Below are 14,735 nucleotides of genomic sequence, written 5' to 3' on the forward strand. Positions count from 1 at the left end.
ACGTCACGGACCGGACGACTTCCGGCCCTTCCCCAAACCTCGCCGTCGCCCCCCCGGAGCCCTCCCATGCGCGTCGCCAACCGCCCCGTGTCCACCCCCGCCTCGAGCCCTGTTTCCTCCTCCAGCGCGGCGACCCCCGACAAGAAGGGCAACGTCCTCGACAAGGTCCAGCCGGAGACGAAGTGGAACCAGCAGTGGGGCCAGGACATCTTCCTGGACCCCAGCAAGGGCGACAAGGCGGCCGACAGCGCGGCGCGGAAGGACGGGCGCCAGGTCACCCAGGGCAACACCGGCCCTGGCCAGGTGGCGGGCAACGAGAGCGGCAACTACGTCGGCTGGCAGAAGGACGTGGCGGAGTTCAAGACGGGCACGGGCTTCAACCAGGACGGGACGGGCGCGCAGTTCGAGGCGAGCGCGGCCGAAATCCAGGGCGACGCGTCCTACCGCATCCTCCCGTGGGAGGTGGGCGCCCGGGCCGGTGGTGAGGCCAACCTCGTCAGCCTGCGCGGCGACGCCGGCTACGGCAAGGACCTGAAGGACATCCAGGGCCTGGACAAGATTGACGGCAAGGTCTACGGCGGCGTGCACGGAGAGGTGCTGGTGGGCGCCAACGCGGACGCCAAGGCCAAGGCCGACCTGAACCTCAAGGACGGCGACATGGGCCTCGAGGCGGGAGCCGGAGCGCTGGTCGGCGCCGAGGCGAGCGCCACGGCCCGCGGTGAGCTCGGCCCCGTGCAGGGCTCCGTGACGGGCAGCGCCATCGCCGGCGTGGGCGCGTCGATTGACGGCAAGCTGGCCTTCGAGGACGGCAAGCTGACCATCGGCGGCAAGGCCAAGGCGGCGCTGGGCGTGGGCCTGGGTATCGGCACCTCGTACACCATCGACTTCAACAAGCTGAAGAACACGGTCGACAACGTCACCAACGGCAAGGCCTCCGAGGTCGTCAAGGAGGCCACGAACAAGGTCGCCGAGGGCGCCAAGGACGTGACGGAGAAGGTCGCCGAGGGTGCCAAGGACGTGACGGAGAAGGTCGCCGAGGGCGCCAAGGACGTCGGCAACAGCATCAAGGGCTTCTTCGGCTTCTGAGCGCGAAGCACCCCTGACGAGCGAAGGGGCGAGAGCCGTTCGCGGCCCTCGCCCCTTCTTGTTCAAGGACTCCGAGCGACGCTAGTCCTTCGTGCAGACGACGTCGTCGACCTGGAGGTGGTCGCGGTCGGCTTCGCTGCGGCTCGGGTAGAAGAACAGGCGCCAGTCGCGCACGTTGCCGGTGAAGCGGAAGAACACCGGCTGCCACTCGGCGCTGTCGATGACGAGGAAGTCCGTCTGCGGACTCCAGCCGCCGCTCGAATAGCTCCGGTGGCGGAGAGTGCCGTGGCCGCGCACCCGGTACGAGCAGGACCAGGTGCCGCTCGGCACGTTGAACTTCTCCGTGGAGAAGCGCTCGGCGACCTCGATGGGGACGACGAACTGCATCGCCGCCGTGCCGCCGTGCACCGCGTTCGTGTAGCGCACCAGACGCGAGGCTTTGATTTCCGTGCCCGGGTCCGCGACGCCGTTGTCGATGCCGTACCAGTAGTCAGGGATGAGGTGGTTGCCCTGATAGGGAATGGAATAGATGTTCCAGGACTCGAAGCCACCGTTGCGGACGATGTTCGCGGGGTGGTCCGCGGCGACGCAGCGTTTGGTGGCCGGGTCGCAGGCGGGCAAGGCCCCGAGGCAGTCGAAGGTCGTGAAGCAGGCCCCGGCGGCCAGCTCGCACGCGCCCGTCGTGGGATTGCAGGTCGTCGCGGGGTTGCCGCACACGACACCGGCGCAAGGGTCACCCGGGATGCAGCGGTGCGTGGGGGTATTGCAGACCGGCGTCTGCGGAGTGCTCGCGCAATCGGCGTGACGGACGCAGCGCTCCTCGGCGACGACACACGTGTGGGCGTCATCGCAGGCCTCCCACTCGTTGCAGTCCCCGCCGATGTCGCAGCGACCGGAGAGCGGCTCGCAGGTCGCGGTGGCGTTCTCGCAACGCTCCCACGATTCGCAGCTGACCAGGTCACACGGCTCGGCGGCCCGCGCGCAGCGCACGTCGTCGATGATGACGTGTTCCCCGCTCGTATTCCGCACGCTGAAGATGAGCTCGAACGTGTCGAAGACGTCGGCGGCCAGGTTGAAGTTGTACGCCACCTGGGTCCACGCCGAGCCGCTGACCGAGGTGTAGGACGAGTACGACGAGTAGTCGTCGTCGAAGAAGGCATTCCGGACGTCGCCCGTGCCCCGCGCCTGGTAGGTGCAGGAGTAGCGACCGGCGGACATCGACTTCGCCAGTGTCGTGAACCGCCGGTGCGTGGCCGAGGCATTGGTCAGCCGGACCGCGTTCACGCCCTCGAAGGCGTTCGTCGTCACCTTCTGCACCGCGCCGGATTCGATGTTCGACTTGCTGCCGAACCACTGCGCCGGAAGCGCGGCGGGCCACTCCTCGAAGCCCCAGTTGTCGATGACGCTCAAGACGGGAGGCTCACCCGCGTCTGGAGTCCCGCTGTCCGGAGTCTCAGAACCCGCGTCGGGCGTCTCCGCGCCCGCGTCCGTCGCTCCTCCGCCGGAGTCAGGAGTCTCGGAACCCGCGTCGGGCGTCTCCGCACCCGCGTCGGGCATCTCCTGGCCCGCATCCGGAGTCCCACCACCCGAGTCAGGCGTTTCCGCTCCCGCGTCGGGCGTACCGGTTCCCGAGTCCGGCGTCTCCTCACCTGCGTCGGGCGTACCGCCACCCGAGTCCGGCGTCTCCTCACCCGCATCGGGAGTTCCGCCTCCCGCATCCGGCGTCTCCTCGCCCGCGTCCGGAGTCCCACCACCCGAGTCCGGCGTCCCCTCACCCGAATCCGGAGTTCCGCCTCCCGCGTCCGGCGTCTGGCCTCCCGCGTCCGGCCGGGCGCCTCCCGCATCGGGAAGCACCACAGGGTCCGGATCGCCATCACCACAGGCGACCATCAACACAACCAACACAGTCAGGCACCCTCGAAACAACGTCACAGCGAGCCTCCGGCTTCAGCAATTTTCCTCTCGTACCACAATTTTCGAACGACCTGGGTAGAGCAAGGGTCACAAGGAGCGAAGCCGTGGCGGGTTCTCGATTCGGAAGAATTCGCGGAGACCGGCGGTGCCGCTGGCCAGGGTGTGGACGTGGCCGCCGACGTCCACGGCGGGGACATCGCCAATCGCGCGCACCGAGGCTCCAATCATGGACAGACACTGCGCCCGGACTACGGGCATCCACGCATCAAGGACAATCGTGGCAGACATTGGCACGCCTCCGCCTCTTCCGTGGATAAGGGGACCTCAGGCGATTTCCCTGCGACGGCCTCTGTGGATGACGTGAGGACACGGCCCACCTGGCTCCAACGCCCCATCTCCTGGGACTCGTCCTCGACGGAGCAAGCCCGGGCGCGTGTCAGGCGCGCTCGGGCACCTTGTTTCGGCGCCGCAATCGTTCGAGGACAGGGCCGTAGTCCCCCCGCGAGCCAGCCCCCCTCTGGCTCCAGGAGACTTCCCCCGTGGACACCACTCTGAGCGGATTGCGTCAGGCCCTGCGCTCACTGCGCCGCAGCCCCGGCTTCACTCTCAGTTGCGTCCTGATGCTGGCGGCGGGCATCGGGGCGAGCACCGCGCTCTTCAGCGTGGTGGAGGGGGTGCTGCTGCGCCCCCTGCCCTATCCTCGCCCCGAGCGCCTCGTGCAGTTGTCGGAGCTGGCGGCCGACGGCCACGCGATGCGGTTCTCGGACCCCAACTTCGAGGACGTCCGGACCCAGAGTCACACCGTCACCGCCCTGGCCCAGGTGTCGGGAGCGGCGAGCGTCGCCGTCACCGGCACGGACGAGCCGACCTTCGCCACCATGGCGCTCGCCTCGCGCGACTTCTTCCGCGCCTTCGCGACTCAACCGGTGCAAGGCCGCCTGTTCGCCGAGGAAGAACAGCAGGCGGGCGGCCCCCCCGTGGTCGTCGTGAGCCAGACCTTCTGGAAGCGACACCTGGGCGCAAGGCCCCTGCCCATGTCGGACACCCTCACCTTCGAGGGGCGCGCCTACACCGTGGTGGGGGTGATGCCCGAGTCCTTCGACTACCCGGTGGGCACACAGCTGTGGATTCCGCGTGAGTTGGAGGCCCTCCTGCCCAGCCGGACCGCGCACAACTGGTCGGTGGTGGGAAGGCTGGCGGACGGCGTCAACCCACAAGCCGCGCGAGCGGAGCTCACGGCCATCGCACGGGAGCTCAAGGCCCGGTACGGCCGGGACACCGGGATGCAAGACATCGCCCTGGTGCCGTTGCATGAGAGCCTGGTGGGACATGCCCAGCGCACGCTCTATGTGCTGCTCGGCGCCGCGGCCGTCCTGCTGCTGGTGGCGGGAGCCAACGTCACCAACCTGCTGCTCGCCCGAGCCGCGACCCACCGGCGCGAGCTCGCTGTCCGCGTGGCCCTGGGCGCGGGGCCCGGCGCATTGGCGCGACGGTACCTCACCGAGTCACTGCTGCTGTCGCTGACGGGTGGCGCGCTGGGCACCCTGCTCGCCGACTGGAGCGTGCGCGCGCTGCTCGCGGCGGAACCGGGCAACCTGCCGCGCGTGGGCGAGGTGTCGGTGAATGGCACGGCGCTCCTCTTCGCCCTCGGGCTCTCGCTGCTTCTCGCGCTGGGACTCGGGCTGGTGACGGCGCTGCGCGCGGCGCGCCAGAGCCCATGGGCCACGCTGGTGCAGGCGGGGCAGACGCAGGCCGGAGGAGGCGCGGCGGAGCGCACACGCCGGGCCCTGGTCGTCGGCCAGCTCGCGCTCGCGCTGGTGCTGCTGATGGGGGCGGCGCTGCTCGGGCGGAGCCTGATGCGCCTGCTCTCCCTGGACCCGGGCTACCGCACCGAGAACGTCGCGGTGCTCAGCCTGGTGCTGCCCCCGGCCGAGGACGATGCGGGGTGGCAACACAACCTGCGACTCCAGGAGGACCTCCTCGCACGGCTGGGCGCGCTGCCCGGTGTGCGCGCGGTGGGCGCCACGAGCAGCTTCCCGCTCGAGGGAAGTCCCGCGGGGGACGGCACCTTCCTCGTGCTCAACCGCCCCGACGAAGTCAGGAACTTCGATGACTTCGGACGGCTGGCGCACGAGCCCGAGCGCGCGGGCGCCGCCGAGTACCGCGTGGCCAGCGAGGGCTACTTCCACGCGCTCGACATTCCGCTCGTGCGCGGGCGCCTCTTCGACGCGCGCGACACCTCCGAGTCCCCCCACGTGGCCGTCATCAGCGAGTCGCTCGCGAAGGCCCGCTGGCCCCACGAGGACCCGCTGGGCAAGCTCATCCAGTTCGGCAACATGGACGGCGACCTGCGCCCCTTCACCATCGTCGGCGTGGTGGCCGACGTGCGCGAGCAGCAGTTGGATGAAGCACCGAAGCCCATGTTCTACGGCTGCTCCCGGCAGCGGCCACGGGCCTCCTCCCTCTTCCACATCGCCGTGTACGGCCCGGTGGGCTCGACGACCCTGGTCACCGAGGCGCGGCCGGTGCTTCGCGAACTCGCTCCCGAGCTCCCCTCGCGCCTTCGCACGGTGGAGAGCCTGCTCTCGGACTCCCTCGCGCCCAGGCGCTTCAGCCTCCTGTTGCTGGGGGCCTTCGGCGCGGTGGCGCTGCTGCTCTCCGTCGCGGGCCTCGCGGCCGTCGTGTCGTACGCGGTGGCGCAGCGCACCCAGGAGTTCGGCATCCGCTTCGCCCTGGGGGCGACGGCGGGGGACGTGCTGCGGCTGGTGCTCCGGCAGGCGGCGGTGCTCGCGGGGCTCGGCGTGGTGCTCGGCGTGCTGGGAGCCGTGGGACTCAGCCGGGTGCTCGCGGGCTTCGTCTACGGCGTGAGCACCACGGACCCGCTCGTCTTCGCCTCGGTGGCGCTCCTCCTGCTCGGCGTGGCGCTGCTCGCCAGTTGGCTGCCGGCCCGACGCGCCTCGCGGGTGGACCCGATGATGGCGCTGCGCTCGGAGGGCTGAGCCGCGTCCAGGTGCCTCCCCCGACGACCGACGCCCGGGCCCCTCCTTCAGGGACCCGGGCGTCAGCGCCAGCACCTTCAACTCCGCTCCGACAGACTCAATAACAGAGGTAGTTGTCGTTCCAGCCGTGAGCGGAGTCCGCGGGCTCGTTCCACGCGACGCAGGTCTTCCCGGAGATGGGGCCCGCGCTGGACCACTGGAAGTTGAGCAGACTGAGGTTGGGCACACAGACGTAGTTGTCGTTCCAGGTGTTGGGGTCGCCAGGCTCATTCACGGACGTGCACCGCATGCCGGCGATGGGCCCCCCGAAGCTGAACTGCACGTTTTCGTTCGTCTCGGAGCACAGGTAGTTGTCGCGCCAGGCAGCGGAATCGGACGGCTCGTCGACGGAGATGCAGGTGGTGCCGGCAATCTTCCCCGAGGGGGAGAACGCGAACCGCTGCGTGTAGCACAGGTAGTTGTTGTTCCAGGAGTCGGGGTCCGCCGGCTCATTCCACTGCGCGCAGCGCATCAAGGGAACCGGAATCAACGACGACCAGACGAAGTTCAGCGGGCTGTGGTTGGGCACGCAGAGGTAGTTGTCATTCCAGCCGTTGGCGTCGAAGGGCTCGTTGATGAGCGTGCAGCGCTGGCCAGCGAGGGTGCCCGCATAGGACCAGCTCACTCCTTCGATACCCGCGGTGCAGAGGTAGTTGTCATGCCAGCCATGCGGGTCACCCGGCTCGTTGACCAGGGTGCACGAGGGGAACGTGTAACCCTGGTATTGGAACTCCACGGGCGTCACGCCATACACCTGGCGCAGGCCCTGGACGTCCAGGGCGCTCAAGGTCGGCCGGCCCCAGAGGGCGCAGTAGTTCATGGTCGAGCTGGGGTCATACCCGGTGATGATCTGCCCATTCGGCTGCTGGACGATGGTGTTGTTGCAGTAGCCCGGCGTGTTGGGAAGATTGCCCGGATGGTCCTGCTCGTGCCAGAAGCCGAGGGCGTGGCCGAACTCGTGCAAGGATGTGCCGCGAATACAGTATTCGCGGTCATCGCCTGGATACGCCGCGTCATCCACGCCGTCGTTGCAGACGTGGCTCCAGGTGGCGAAGTTGAAGTTGAGCCACATGCTGGGGTTGTTGCCCGTGCGGCCGACGTAGGAGCGAGGGCCGCTCTCATCCACCTGGATGCGGATGGCCTGGGCGGGGGTACTCCCATCACAGGCGCCCCAGCCCGTGAAACGCACACTGCTGTTCGTGTCCCACTGGGCCTCGACAATCTGCCTCACCCACGTCTTCTCCGAGTTCCAGCCCGCGGTGGTCCAACAAACGGGTACATCGGTGAAGCCCGCGGCGCTCGTGGGCCAGTAGCCGGCGGGATAGCCGTAGAGCTCATCCTTCCGTGAATCCGAGACCACGACCTCCAGGTCCGGGATGGACCTGGCTGCGGGCTCGCAAGCCATGAGGAAAAGGGAGAGCACCCCAAGGACCTGGGTCAGCCCAATGACACGCCTGTCGTTTTTCATGAATCCCCCCGCGAGTGACTTCTTCACTGCGAGCCAATCTCTAACACAAGCAAGACACAAACCCAAGCAGGAGACCCATCATCGCCCGGAGACGGAATTATCGAACGGCAACACCACTCCGTGCCACGCGAAAGACACACAGGCAATCCAGAGTTCAGCTCTCTCTCGGGATTCAAGACGCGGTGCGCTCGGAATGAAGGCGAAGCGGGATTGCCTTGAATTGATGTCAACGCCTCGGGCTCCGTGCTGCGGGCTTCCCCCCCGCACCAGCGCTTCCGGCTTGACCATTATTACCCCCGGGTAATAACAAGCTCCCATGGACGCGGATGAAGGGCTCGTGGCCCTGGGGTTCACCGAAGTCGAGGCGCGGGTGTACTGCGAGCTGCTCAAGGGGGCGCCGGCCACCGGGTACCGGCTCGCGCAGGCGCTGGGGAAGGCGCCTCCGAGCATCTACCAGGCGCTCGCCTCGCTGGAGCACAAGGGGGCGGTGCTCGTCGAGGAGGGCGAGCCCCGCGCCTTCCGGCCCGTGCCTCCGGACGAGGTGGTGGCCGCGCTCCAGCGGGGCTTCGAGACGCGCAGCCGCGAGGCCGCGAACGCGCTGCGCAAGCTCCACGCGCCGGCGCAGGACGACCGCATCTACCATCTCAAGAGCACCGCGCAGGTGATGGAGCGCGCCCGGGTGATGATTGCCGGCGCCACCGAGCGGCTGCTCTTCGACCTCTTCCCTCCGCCCTTCGGTGCCCTCGCCCCCACGCTCACCGAGGCGAGCACCCGGGGCGTGGCCATCGCGGGGCTCGTCTACGACAAGACGCCCAAGGTGCCCTTCGACTGCGTGCGCTCGTCCGACGCGGACTTCGTGCGGGAGCGCTGGCCCGGCGCGCAGCTCACGCTCGTGGTCGATGCCCGCGAGTTCCTGGTGGCGCTGCTCACCCCGGATGGCACCGGCGTCAAGCAGGCCATCTGGAGCGACAGCACCTATCTCTCCTGCCTGCAGCACAGTGGGCTGTCCGCGGAGGTCCGGCTGAGCGCGCCAACGCCCATGCGCGCGCGGCTGTCGCGGGCCTTCTCCCTCATCGGCTCGAGCCCGCCCGGGCTGCGCCAGCTCGTCGGACAGTCCCCTACCCCCTCCAAGCGTGGAGCCCTTCCATGAGAGTCCTCGTCACAGTCCTGATGGCCCTGGCCCTCCTGCTCGTCCCCGCCGCATCCAAGGCGGACGCACTGGACTCGCTCCTCGCCCGGCACCTCGCCTGGCGCGGAGGGGACGCGTTCACCCGCCTGGAAAGCATCCACGTCAAGGGGAAGACCTCGACGGGTGGCCTCCAGGGCTCGATGGAGTCCTGGAGCCATCGGGACGGACGGTTCCGCGGGGATGCGGACTACGGCGTGGTGCGGGAATCGATGGCCATCACCTCCGAGGGCGGCTGGAAGCTGAACCCCAGCGGCCAGGTCGAAGACGCCTCGCCCACCGACGCGCGCGATGCGCGGCACCGCGTGGCGCTCGACTTCGGAACGGCGCTGCGAGGCAGTGCCGGCGCGAAGCTCGTCCCACAACCCGACGCGCCAAGGGATGGACGCACCTGGAAGGTGGTGCGCGTCACCTTCGGCGACGAGGACCTCTATGACGTGTTCCTCGACGAGGCCAGCGGGGCCCTCCACGGCTTTCGCATCCGCGAGGACAACGTCACCCGCTTCGTGCGGCTGGGAGACTGGCGTCAGGTGCAGGGCGTGCGCATGCCCTTCCTGGAGGAGGAGCTCACCGACAACCCGGACTCCGACGAGCGGACGGTGGTGGAGACGCTGGAGCTGAACGTGCCCCTCGCTCCCGCCGTCTTCGAACGGCCCGAGGACGTCCGCAAGGCGACCTTCGCGAAGGGCCGCCATGGCACCGGCTTCATCCCCTTCGAGTTCTTCAACGAGAACCGCGTCTACATCCCGGCCCAGGTGAACGGCCGGGCGACGCAGGTGCTGCTCGACAGCGGCGCCGCGATGACGGTGGTCGACACGGCGTACGCGCGCGAGCTGGGGCTGAAGACGCAGGGACAAATCGCGGCGGTCGGCAGCGGCGGACAGGCGCCGGCCCAGTTCGCCGGCGGCGTGGACATCACCCTGGGCGAGCTGCGACTGACGGGGCTGACGGTCGCCGTCATCGACCTGGCCGAAGTCGCGAAACAGATAGGCCATCCGCTGCCCGTCATCCTGGGCAAGGAAGCCTTCAACCAGCTCGTCGTGGACGTGGACTTCCCCCACCGGCGCATCGCCTTCCACGAGCCTTCCCACTTCAAGGCGCCCCCGCGCGCGGTGCGCGTCCCGCTCGTCGAATCCGCGGGCGGACAGCGCGAGGTCCCGGTCTCCATCGAGGGCCGACCCGCGGTTCCCATGCTGTTCGACGTGGGCAATGGCGGGGCGCTCTCGCTCTTCCCCGCGTACTGGCAGCAGGCGGGGTTGCTCGAAGGCCGGCGCGGGTCCAAGACGCTGTCAGGAGCCGTGGGCGGGCTGCGGGAGCGCGATGTGGCGACGCTCAAGTCCATCCAGTTCGCGGGCGTCACCCTGCGCGACGTGCCCACGGTGTTCGACGACGCGGGCAACAGCATCTCCACCTCGGACCGGCTCCTGGGCAACCTGGGGCTCGCCGTCCTCGGACGCTTCCGGATGATCACCGACTATACGACCGACACGCTGATGCTCGTCCCCGACGCCCGCGCGCTGCGGCAGCCGTTCCGCAAGGACCGGTCCGGACTGATTGCCCTCCCCACGGAGGGACGGCTCGTGGTGAAGCTGGTGGCTCCCGGGAGCCCCGCCGCCGCCACGGGCTGGAAGGTGGATGAGGAGGTCATCGCCATCGATGGACAGCCCATCGGCCCGGACTACGCGAACACGGAGCTCGCGCGCTGGCGCTATCGGCCCTCGGGGCAGACGGTGGTGCTCACGCTGAAGGATGGAAGCAAGCGCCGGCTCACCCTGCGCGACTACTACTAGGGAGGGTGAAAGTCAGGATTGCCGCCTGAGCGAACCCAGGCCGAGCGTGACCACTGTCAGCGAGGCCAACCGCGCGAATCTATTCATATCACCCCTTGGAGGTGGGAAGTCGCTCCCCATTTGGAGAGAACCAGACACTCCTCCTCGGACGGCCTGGACGACTCCCCTGGCCGGACAGCGGTCTGGTGAGGATTGACAGCCCATTCAGCTCAAAACTAGCGTCAATCCGTCTCACCTCTCACGACAACACAGACCATTGAGGCTTGCATGCAACTGCGAATCGTATTGGGCGGGCTGCTCTCCATCGCGCTGCTGTCGACGGGCTGCGGCACCCTCCCGGAAGATGCCCTGGCGGAGCAGGAACTCAGCCAGACGGAGCAGTCGGCCGAGGCCTGTCCCGGTGGCTACACGCAAGGTTCCTATTGGGACTGCGCGCAGGTCTGCGGCCTTGGGTGGGGGAACTTCAAGCGCTTCTACTGCACCAACGGGGTGGACTACTACGAGACGGGCACGGGCCCCGTGCGCTGCGGCGACTGCTTCTGACCCAGGGGCCTCCCGACTCCGTCGCCCGGCTGGCGAAGGACCTCCGCCAGCCGGAGCCGGACTGACAGCCCCCAGGGCTCGCCGCCAGCCGCCGTCGCCCGAACCACTCAGGCGACGACGGCGTCCCCGGGCGCGTCGCTACTCGAACAGGGAGAGCTGCCCCAGTGAGCGCAGCTGGCCCGTCGTCTCCCTCGGGGTGGCGCGCACGCGGACTTGAGACACGGGAGTCGTGCCCGTGAGGTCCACCTCCATGAAGGGCCGCACGCCAGCACCGGCGAGCAGGTTGGCCAGGGGAAGCCACTGGGCGCCGTCGGCGCTCCCCTCCAGCACCAGCTCCGTCATGACGCCCGACGCCTCGAAGTTGCGAAGCACCGCCTTGCGCGGCACCGCGGGGCGCGAGAGCTGCACGGAGACCTCTCGGACTCCCGACTGGAAGAGCACGAGCCCATCGAGGTCGCCGTTGGTGATGCGGCAGGGCGTGTCGGAGCCCACGTAGGTGCACGCCGCGCCACGGCTCACCGGGACGAGGGCGCGACGGGGTACGGCGACGTCATCACTGGAGTAGGAGAGGCCGACCGTCACGTCCCCCACCTTCGCCTGGCGGTCCACGCTGACGAACGCCTTGAGCCCCTGCGCGTCCTCGAGGACGTAGTCACTGAGCCGCACGGGTGAAGAGGCCGGGGTCACCTTCCAGGCGACCTCGATGCTCGAAGGGCCGACGGACAGCACGTGCTCATCATTCCCGGCGCCGTGGGTGGCGGACAGGGACCTGAAGCCCACGCTCACCCCCTGCGCCTCCTCGGTGGCCGTCAGCGCGCCGTTCCACTCCTGGAAGGTGGGCAGCGCCACCTTCGACTCCTGGATGAGGAAGTAGGCGGAGAGGCTCCTCCCCTGGGGCTGCATGGGCGAGCGGACGACGAAGCAGCGAGCGATGCTCCCGGTGCGGGTGTCGGCCCCCAGCAGGTCGAGCTCGAAGGTGCCATCGGCGCGAGTCTTGACCGACTTCCAGCTCGCCGTGAAGGCCGCGAACGCGCACGAGGAGTTCTCGCTGCGGTAGACCTTCAGCTGCGCTTCCGGGAGCGGCGCGCCCGCCTCGTCAATGAGTCTGCCGCTCAGGACGATGTCCTGCCCGCTCTCCACCTTGCTCTCGGTACAGCCGCCGACCATCGCCAGTACACCCACCGCCAACGTGCGCATCCATCGCATGGGAACCTCCCCCTTCAGTGAGCCGGGCCGGCAGTGCAAAATCGGTGCACCACCCCGCCCCCCTCTGAGGCCGGCCACCCGGGTGCGCCAGAAGATGACGGGGTCGTCATGGCGCGGCCTCTACGCGGGTGCCACCGGCGCTTCGCGGTGCCCCCTGCGGTGCCGATGACGCGGCCATGAGTCAAGCCCGGGGCGTACCCCCGGCGGGGGAGGGACAGCCTTCGCGCTCGCGCCTATTGATTGGCGAACCGCCCCGGGGCCCCGCAAGGCGGCCCGACCCGCCAGGAAGGACGCTCTCGCCGATGAAGTTCAGCGCACACGAATGGGTACTCAGGGAAAGGGTCATCGAGGCGCTCAACAGCTCCTTGTCCCTCCCCAAGGCCCTGGAGGCCGCTCGGGGCCCCCTCCTCGAGTTCACCCCCGCCGACTACATGGGCCTGTGCCTCATCTCGCTCGGCACCACCGTCGACTTCCAATGGCTCGTCCCCGGCCACCGCCTCGCCCTCCTGGATGAGTATCCCAAGTGGGTCGACCACGACTTCGTGCGTCCCCCCATCTTCGCGCGGCCCAACGAGGTCCTCCGGGATTCGGACATGCTCACCCGCCGGGAGCTGGAGCACAGCGCGCTGTACCAGCGCAGCCGCGAGTTGGATTTGAGCCTGGAGCACGTCATGGCCGTCCTGCTCCCCGCGAACGCCAACCTGCTCGGGGCCTTCACCCTCTACCGGGACCGACGACTCGCCTTCTCGGAGGAGGACGCCGCCCGCTTGACGAGCCTCACGCGCCACCTGCTGAACGCGATACGCAACTGTCGCGACATGCAGGTGGCCACGTCCGGCGCGAACCTGCTGGAGGAGCTGTACAGCCGCCCCGACTGCGCCTACCTCATCGCGGCGCCTCCCACGCGCGAGGTGCTGCGCTCGCCGCGCGCCGCGGCGATGCTGGAGCGGTGGTACTCCCGCTCCGAGCTGCACTCCTCGGGAATCCCCTCCGTCCTCATGGAGCGACTGACGGCGTTGACCCACATGGACGCGGATGCGCGACTCCAGAACAACGTCTGGGTCTCCTTCCACACCGATGGCTACCGGGTCGTCCGCTTCATCGAGCTGCCCGAGGCCGAGGGACCTCGCCAGTGGGCCCTCGTCCTGAACGAGATTCCCTTCTCGATTCCCCTCCCCGAGGCGATGAAGAAGGAGCTCACCCGCCGCGAAATCGAAGTCGCCATGGGCCTGCTCGGCAACTGGTCCAACGAGCAGATCTCCAGCGAGCTCGGCATCTCGGTGCAGACCGTCAAGACGCACGTGCGGTCCATCTTCGAGAAGCTCGGCGTCGACAGCCGCGCGGACCTCCTCTACCAGGCCGCGCACCTCAACAAGCCTGTTTGACCCGAACTAGAACCGGGGCAGCTCGAGCAGGTTGTCGGTCAGGATGCCGTTCGCCTTGGCCCGCAGGTGGGGCCGCGCGGCATCCACCACGGCGACCTTCACGTCCGTGGACCAGACGCGCACCCGCGCATCTCCTCCAGCCTGGACCCACCGGACCAGCTCCGCGTGGCTGCTCTCGCCCGTCCCGGACGCTTCCTTCCAGCGAAGGCGTGAGATGTGCTCGTGAAGCGCACCGCCCTCGAGCTGGATTTCGGTGATGTAGCGCATGAAGACAGCTCCCAGCCCAGATGCCACGATTGGAATGGGAGGATTGCCTCACGCGGACAACCCTGTCTCTACCCCCCGGGAGGTATAACCACCGGCGTCACACCCCCGGGTCAATCACTTGCAACGACAAGACACCGCCAGGGGCCTCATGCAAGGCCCCTGGCGGCGCAAGGATTGCGCCTACTGAACGATGGTGCGAACACTCGCCGCGCAAGTGGTCGGGTTGATGAAGGAGCTGGGGTCGACGGTGCAGAGGGCGCCACCGTAGGTGCCGAAGAAGACCGTCCCCGTGCAGACACCACCGACGTCGGTGATCTCCACCCGCCAGACGCACGTCTTCGAGGTCGCCGGAGCCGCCGCATTGACCGTCCAGTAATACTGCTGGATGACCGGCGCCGCGACGGTGGGCGCGGGAGCGCTGACCTGGAACCCACCCACGGTGGCGGTGGGGATGGGATAGGGATTGTAGACACCGTTCAGGGTCCCCGTCAGGACCTGGATGCCCAGGCTGATGTTGACGCCGGTCTGGTTGAGAACCAGGAGGTCCTCCAGAGCGGGGCCGATGGACTGACCACCGCCATCCTCACGCGCGGGGAGCTGGAACCCCTCCGAACGGAGGCTCACATACTCGGTACGCTCGGAGAGGAGGTCAGGGAACCCGTGCTCCACCTGTCCGGCGACGGCGATGGACGGGATGAGAGACAGCAGCGAGCCAGCCAGGAAGCGCTTCACGTTCCTCGTCATGGACTTCTCCTGTGTTGTTTGTGCGGGGTGGCCGAAGCCAATGCCTTACTAGCACTGCTCTTGATTCAATTACAAATCAAAGCAGGCAACTCCAGTATGCGTGAAGCT

General features: G+C 68.5%; 12 protein-coding genes. 6 read left to right on the forward strand and 6 right to left on the reverse strand.

Annotated features, from left to right (window positions below; genetic code table 11):
• Positions 1-66: 66 nt before the first annotated feature.
• On the forward strand, positions 67-1,086 hold the full coding sequence (locus G4D83_RS32400) for a hypothetical protein (RefSeq protein WP_163868742.1): 1,020 nt from the start codon (positions 67-69) through the stop codon (positions 1,084-1,086).
• Between the two features lie 81 nt (positions 1,087-1,167).
• On the opposite strand, the gene G4D83_RS32405 is transcribed toward G4D83_RS32400, so the two are convergent.
• Both G4D83_RS32405 and G4D83_RS32410 read right to left on the reverse strand, forming a co-directional pair.
• Positions 1,168-2,976, reverse strand: a complete 1,809-nt coding sequence (locus G4D83_RS32405; RefSeq protein ID WP_240356878.1) for an invertase recombinase-like protein — start codon at positions 2,974-2,976, stop codon at positions 1,168-1,170.
• Between the two features lie 111 nt (positions 2,977-3,087).
• A complete protein-coding gene (locus tag G4D83_RS32410; RefSeq protein WP_163868744.1) occupies positions 3,088-3,258 on the reverse strand; it encodes a hypothetical protein in 171 nt (56 codons plus the stop codon).
• Between the two features lie 281 nt (positions 3,259-3,539).
• Here G4D83_RS32410 and G4D83_RS32415 point away from each other — a divergent pair, with 281 nt between their 5' ends.
• Complete coding sequence (locus tag G4D83_RS32415) at positions 3,540-5,999, forward strand: ABC transporter permease (protein WP_163868745.1); 2,460 nt, start codon at positions 3,540-3,542, stop codon at positions 5,997-5,999.
• Positions 6,000-6,096: 97 nt separating this feature from the next.
• Here G4D83_RS32415 and G4D83_RS32420 read toward each other — a convergent pair whose 3' ends face one another.
• Positions 6,097-7,398: a hypothetical protein gene (locus tag G4D83_RS32420; protein ID WP_163868746.1), complete on the reverse strand. Its 1,302-nt coding sequence runs from the start codon at positions 7,396-7,398 to the stop codon at positions 6,097-6,099.
• A gap of 424 nt (positions 7,399-7,822) precedes the next feature.
• On the opposite strand from G4D83_RS32420, the gene G4D83_RS32425 reads away from it, so the two are divergent.
• The 3 genes from G4D83_RS32425 (at position 7,823) to G4D83_RS32435 (ending at position 11,025) form a co-directional block, all read left to right on the forward strand.
• Entirely contained in the window at positions 7,823-8,656 is an 834-nt protein-coding gene (locus tag G4D83_RS32425; protein ID WP_163868747.1) for a TrmB family transcriptional regulator, read from the forward strand.
• On the forward strand, positions 8,653-10,482 hold the full coding sequence (locus G4D83_RS32430) for an aspartyl protease family protein (RefSeq protein ID WP_163868748.1): 1,830 nt from the start codon (positions 8,653-8,655) through the stop codon (positions 10,480-10,482). Before G4D83_RS32425 ends, G4D83_RS32430 begins: the two co-directional genes overlap by 4 nt.
• 267 nt (positions 10,483-10,749) lie before the next feature.
• Positions 10,750-11,025: a hypothetical protein gene (locus tag G4D83_RS32435; RefSeq protein WP_240356832.1), complete on the forward strand. Its 276-nt coding sequence runs from the start codon at positions 10,750-10,752 to the stop codon at positions 11,023-11,025.
• 138 nt (positions 11,026-11,163) lie between these two features.
• On the opposite strand, the gene G4D83_RS32440 is transcribed toward G4D83_RS32435, so the two are convergent.
• Positions 11,164-12,231 (reverse strand): hypothetical protein, encoded by a 1,068-nt coding sequence (locus G4D83_RS32440; protein WP_240356834.1) that lies wholly within the window; start codon positions 12,229-12,231, stop codon positions 11,164-11,166.
• A gap of 302 nt (positions 12,232-12,533) precedes the next feature.
• On the opposite strand from G4D83_RS32440, the gene G4D83_RS32445 reads away from it, so the two are divergent.
• Positions 12,534-13,616 carry a LuxR C-terminal-related transcriptional regulator gene (locus G4D83_RS32445; RefSeq protein WP_163868749.1) on the forward strand — a complete coding sequence of 361 codons (1,083 nt, stop codon included), beginning with the start codon at positions 12,534-12,536 and terminating at the stop codon, positions 13,614-13,616.
• Between the two features lie 6 nt (positions 13,617-13,622).
• Here the strand turns inward: G4D83_RS32445 and G4D83_RS32450 are convergent, their stop codons facing one another.
• Both G4D83_RS32450 and G4D83_RS32455 read right to left on the reverse strand, forming a co-directional pair.
• Entirely contained in the window at positions 13,623-13,883 is a 261-nt protein-coding gene (locus G4D83_RS32450; RefSeq protein ID WP_205522768.1) for a DUF3892 domain-containing protein, read from the reverse strand.
• Positions 13,884-14,063: 180 nt separating this feature from the next.
• Entirely contained in the window at positions 14,064-14,627 is a 564-nt protein-coding gene (locus G4D83_RS32455) for a hypothetical protein (RefSeq protein WP_163868750.1), read from the reverse strand.
• Positions 14,628-14,735 lie beyond the last annotated feature (108 nt).

The sequence above is a fragment of the Myxococcus eversor genome, assembly GCF_010894455.1.
Taxonomy (GTDB): domain Bacteria; phylum Myxococcota; class Myxococcia; order Myxococcales; family Myxococcaceae; genus Myxococcus; species Myxococcus eversor.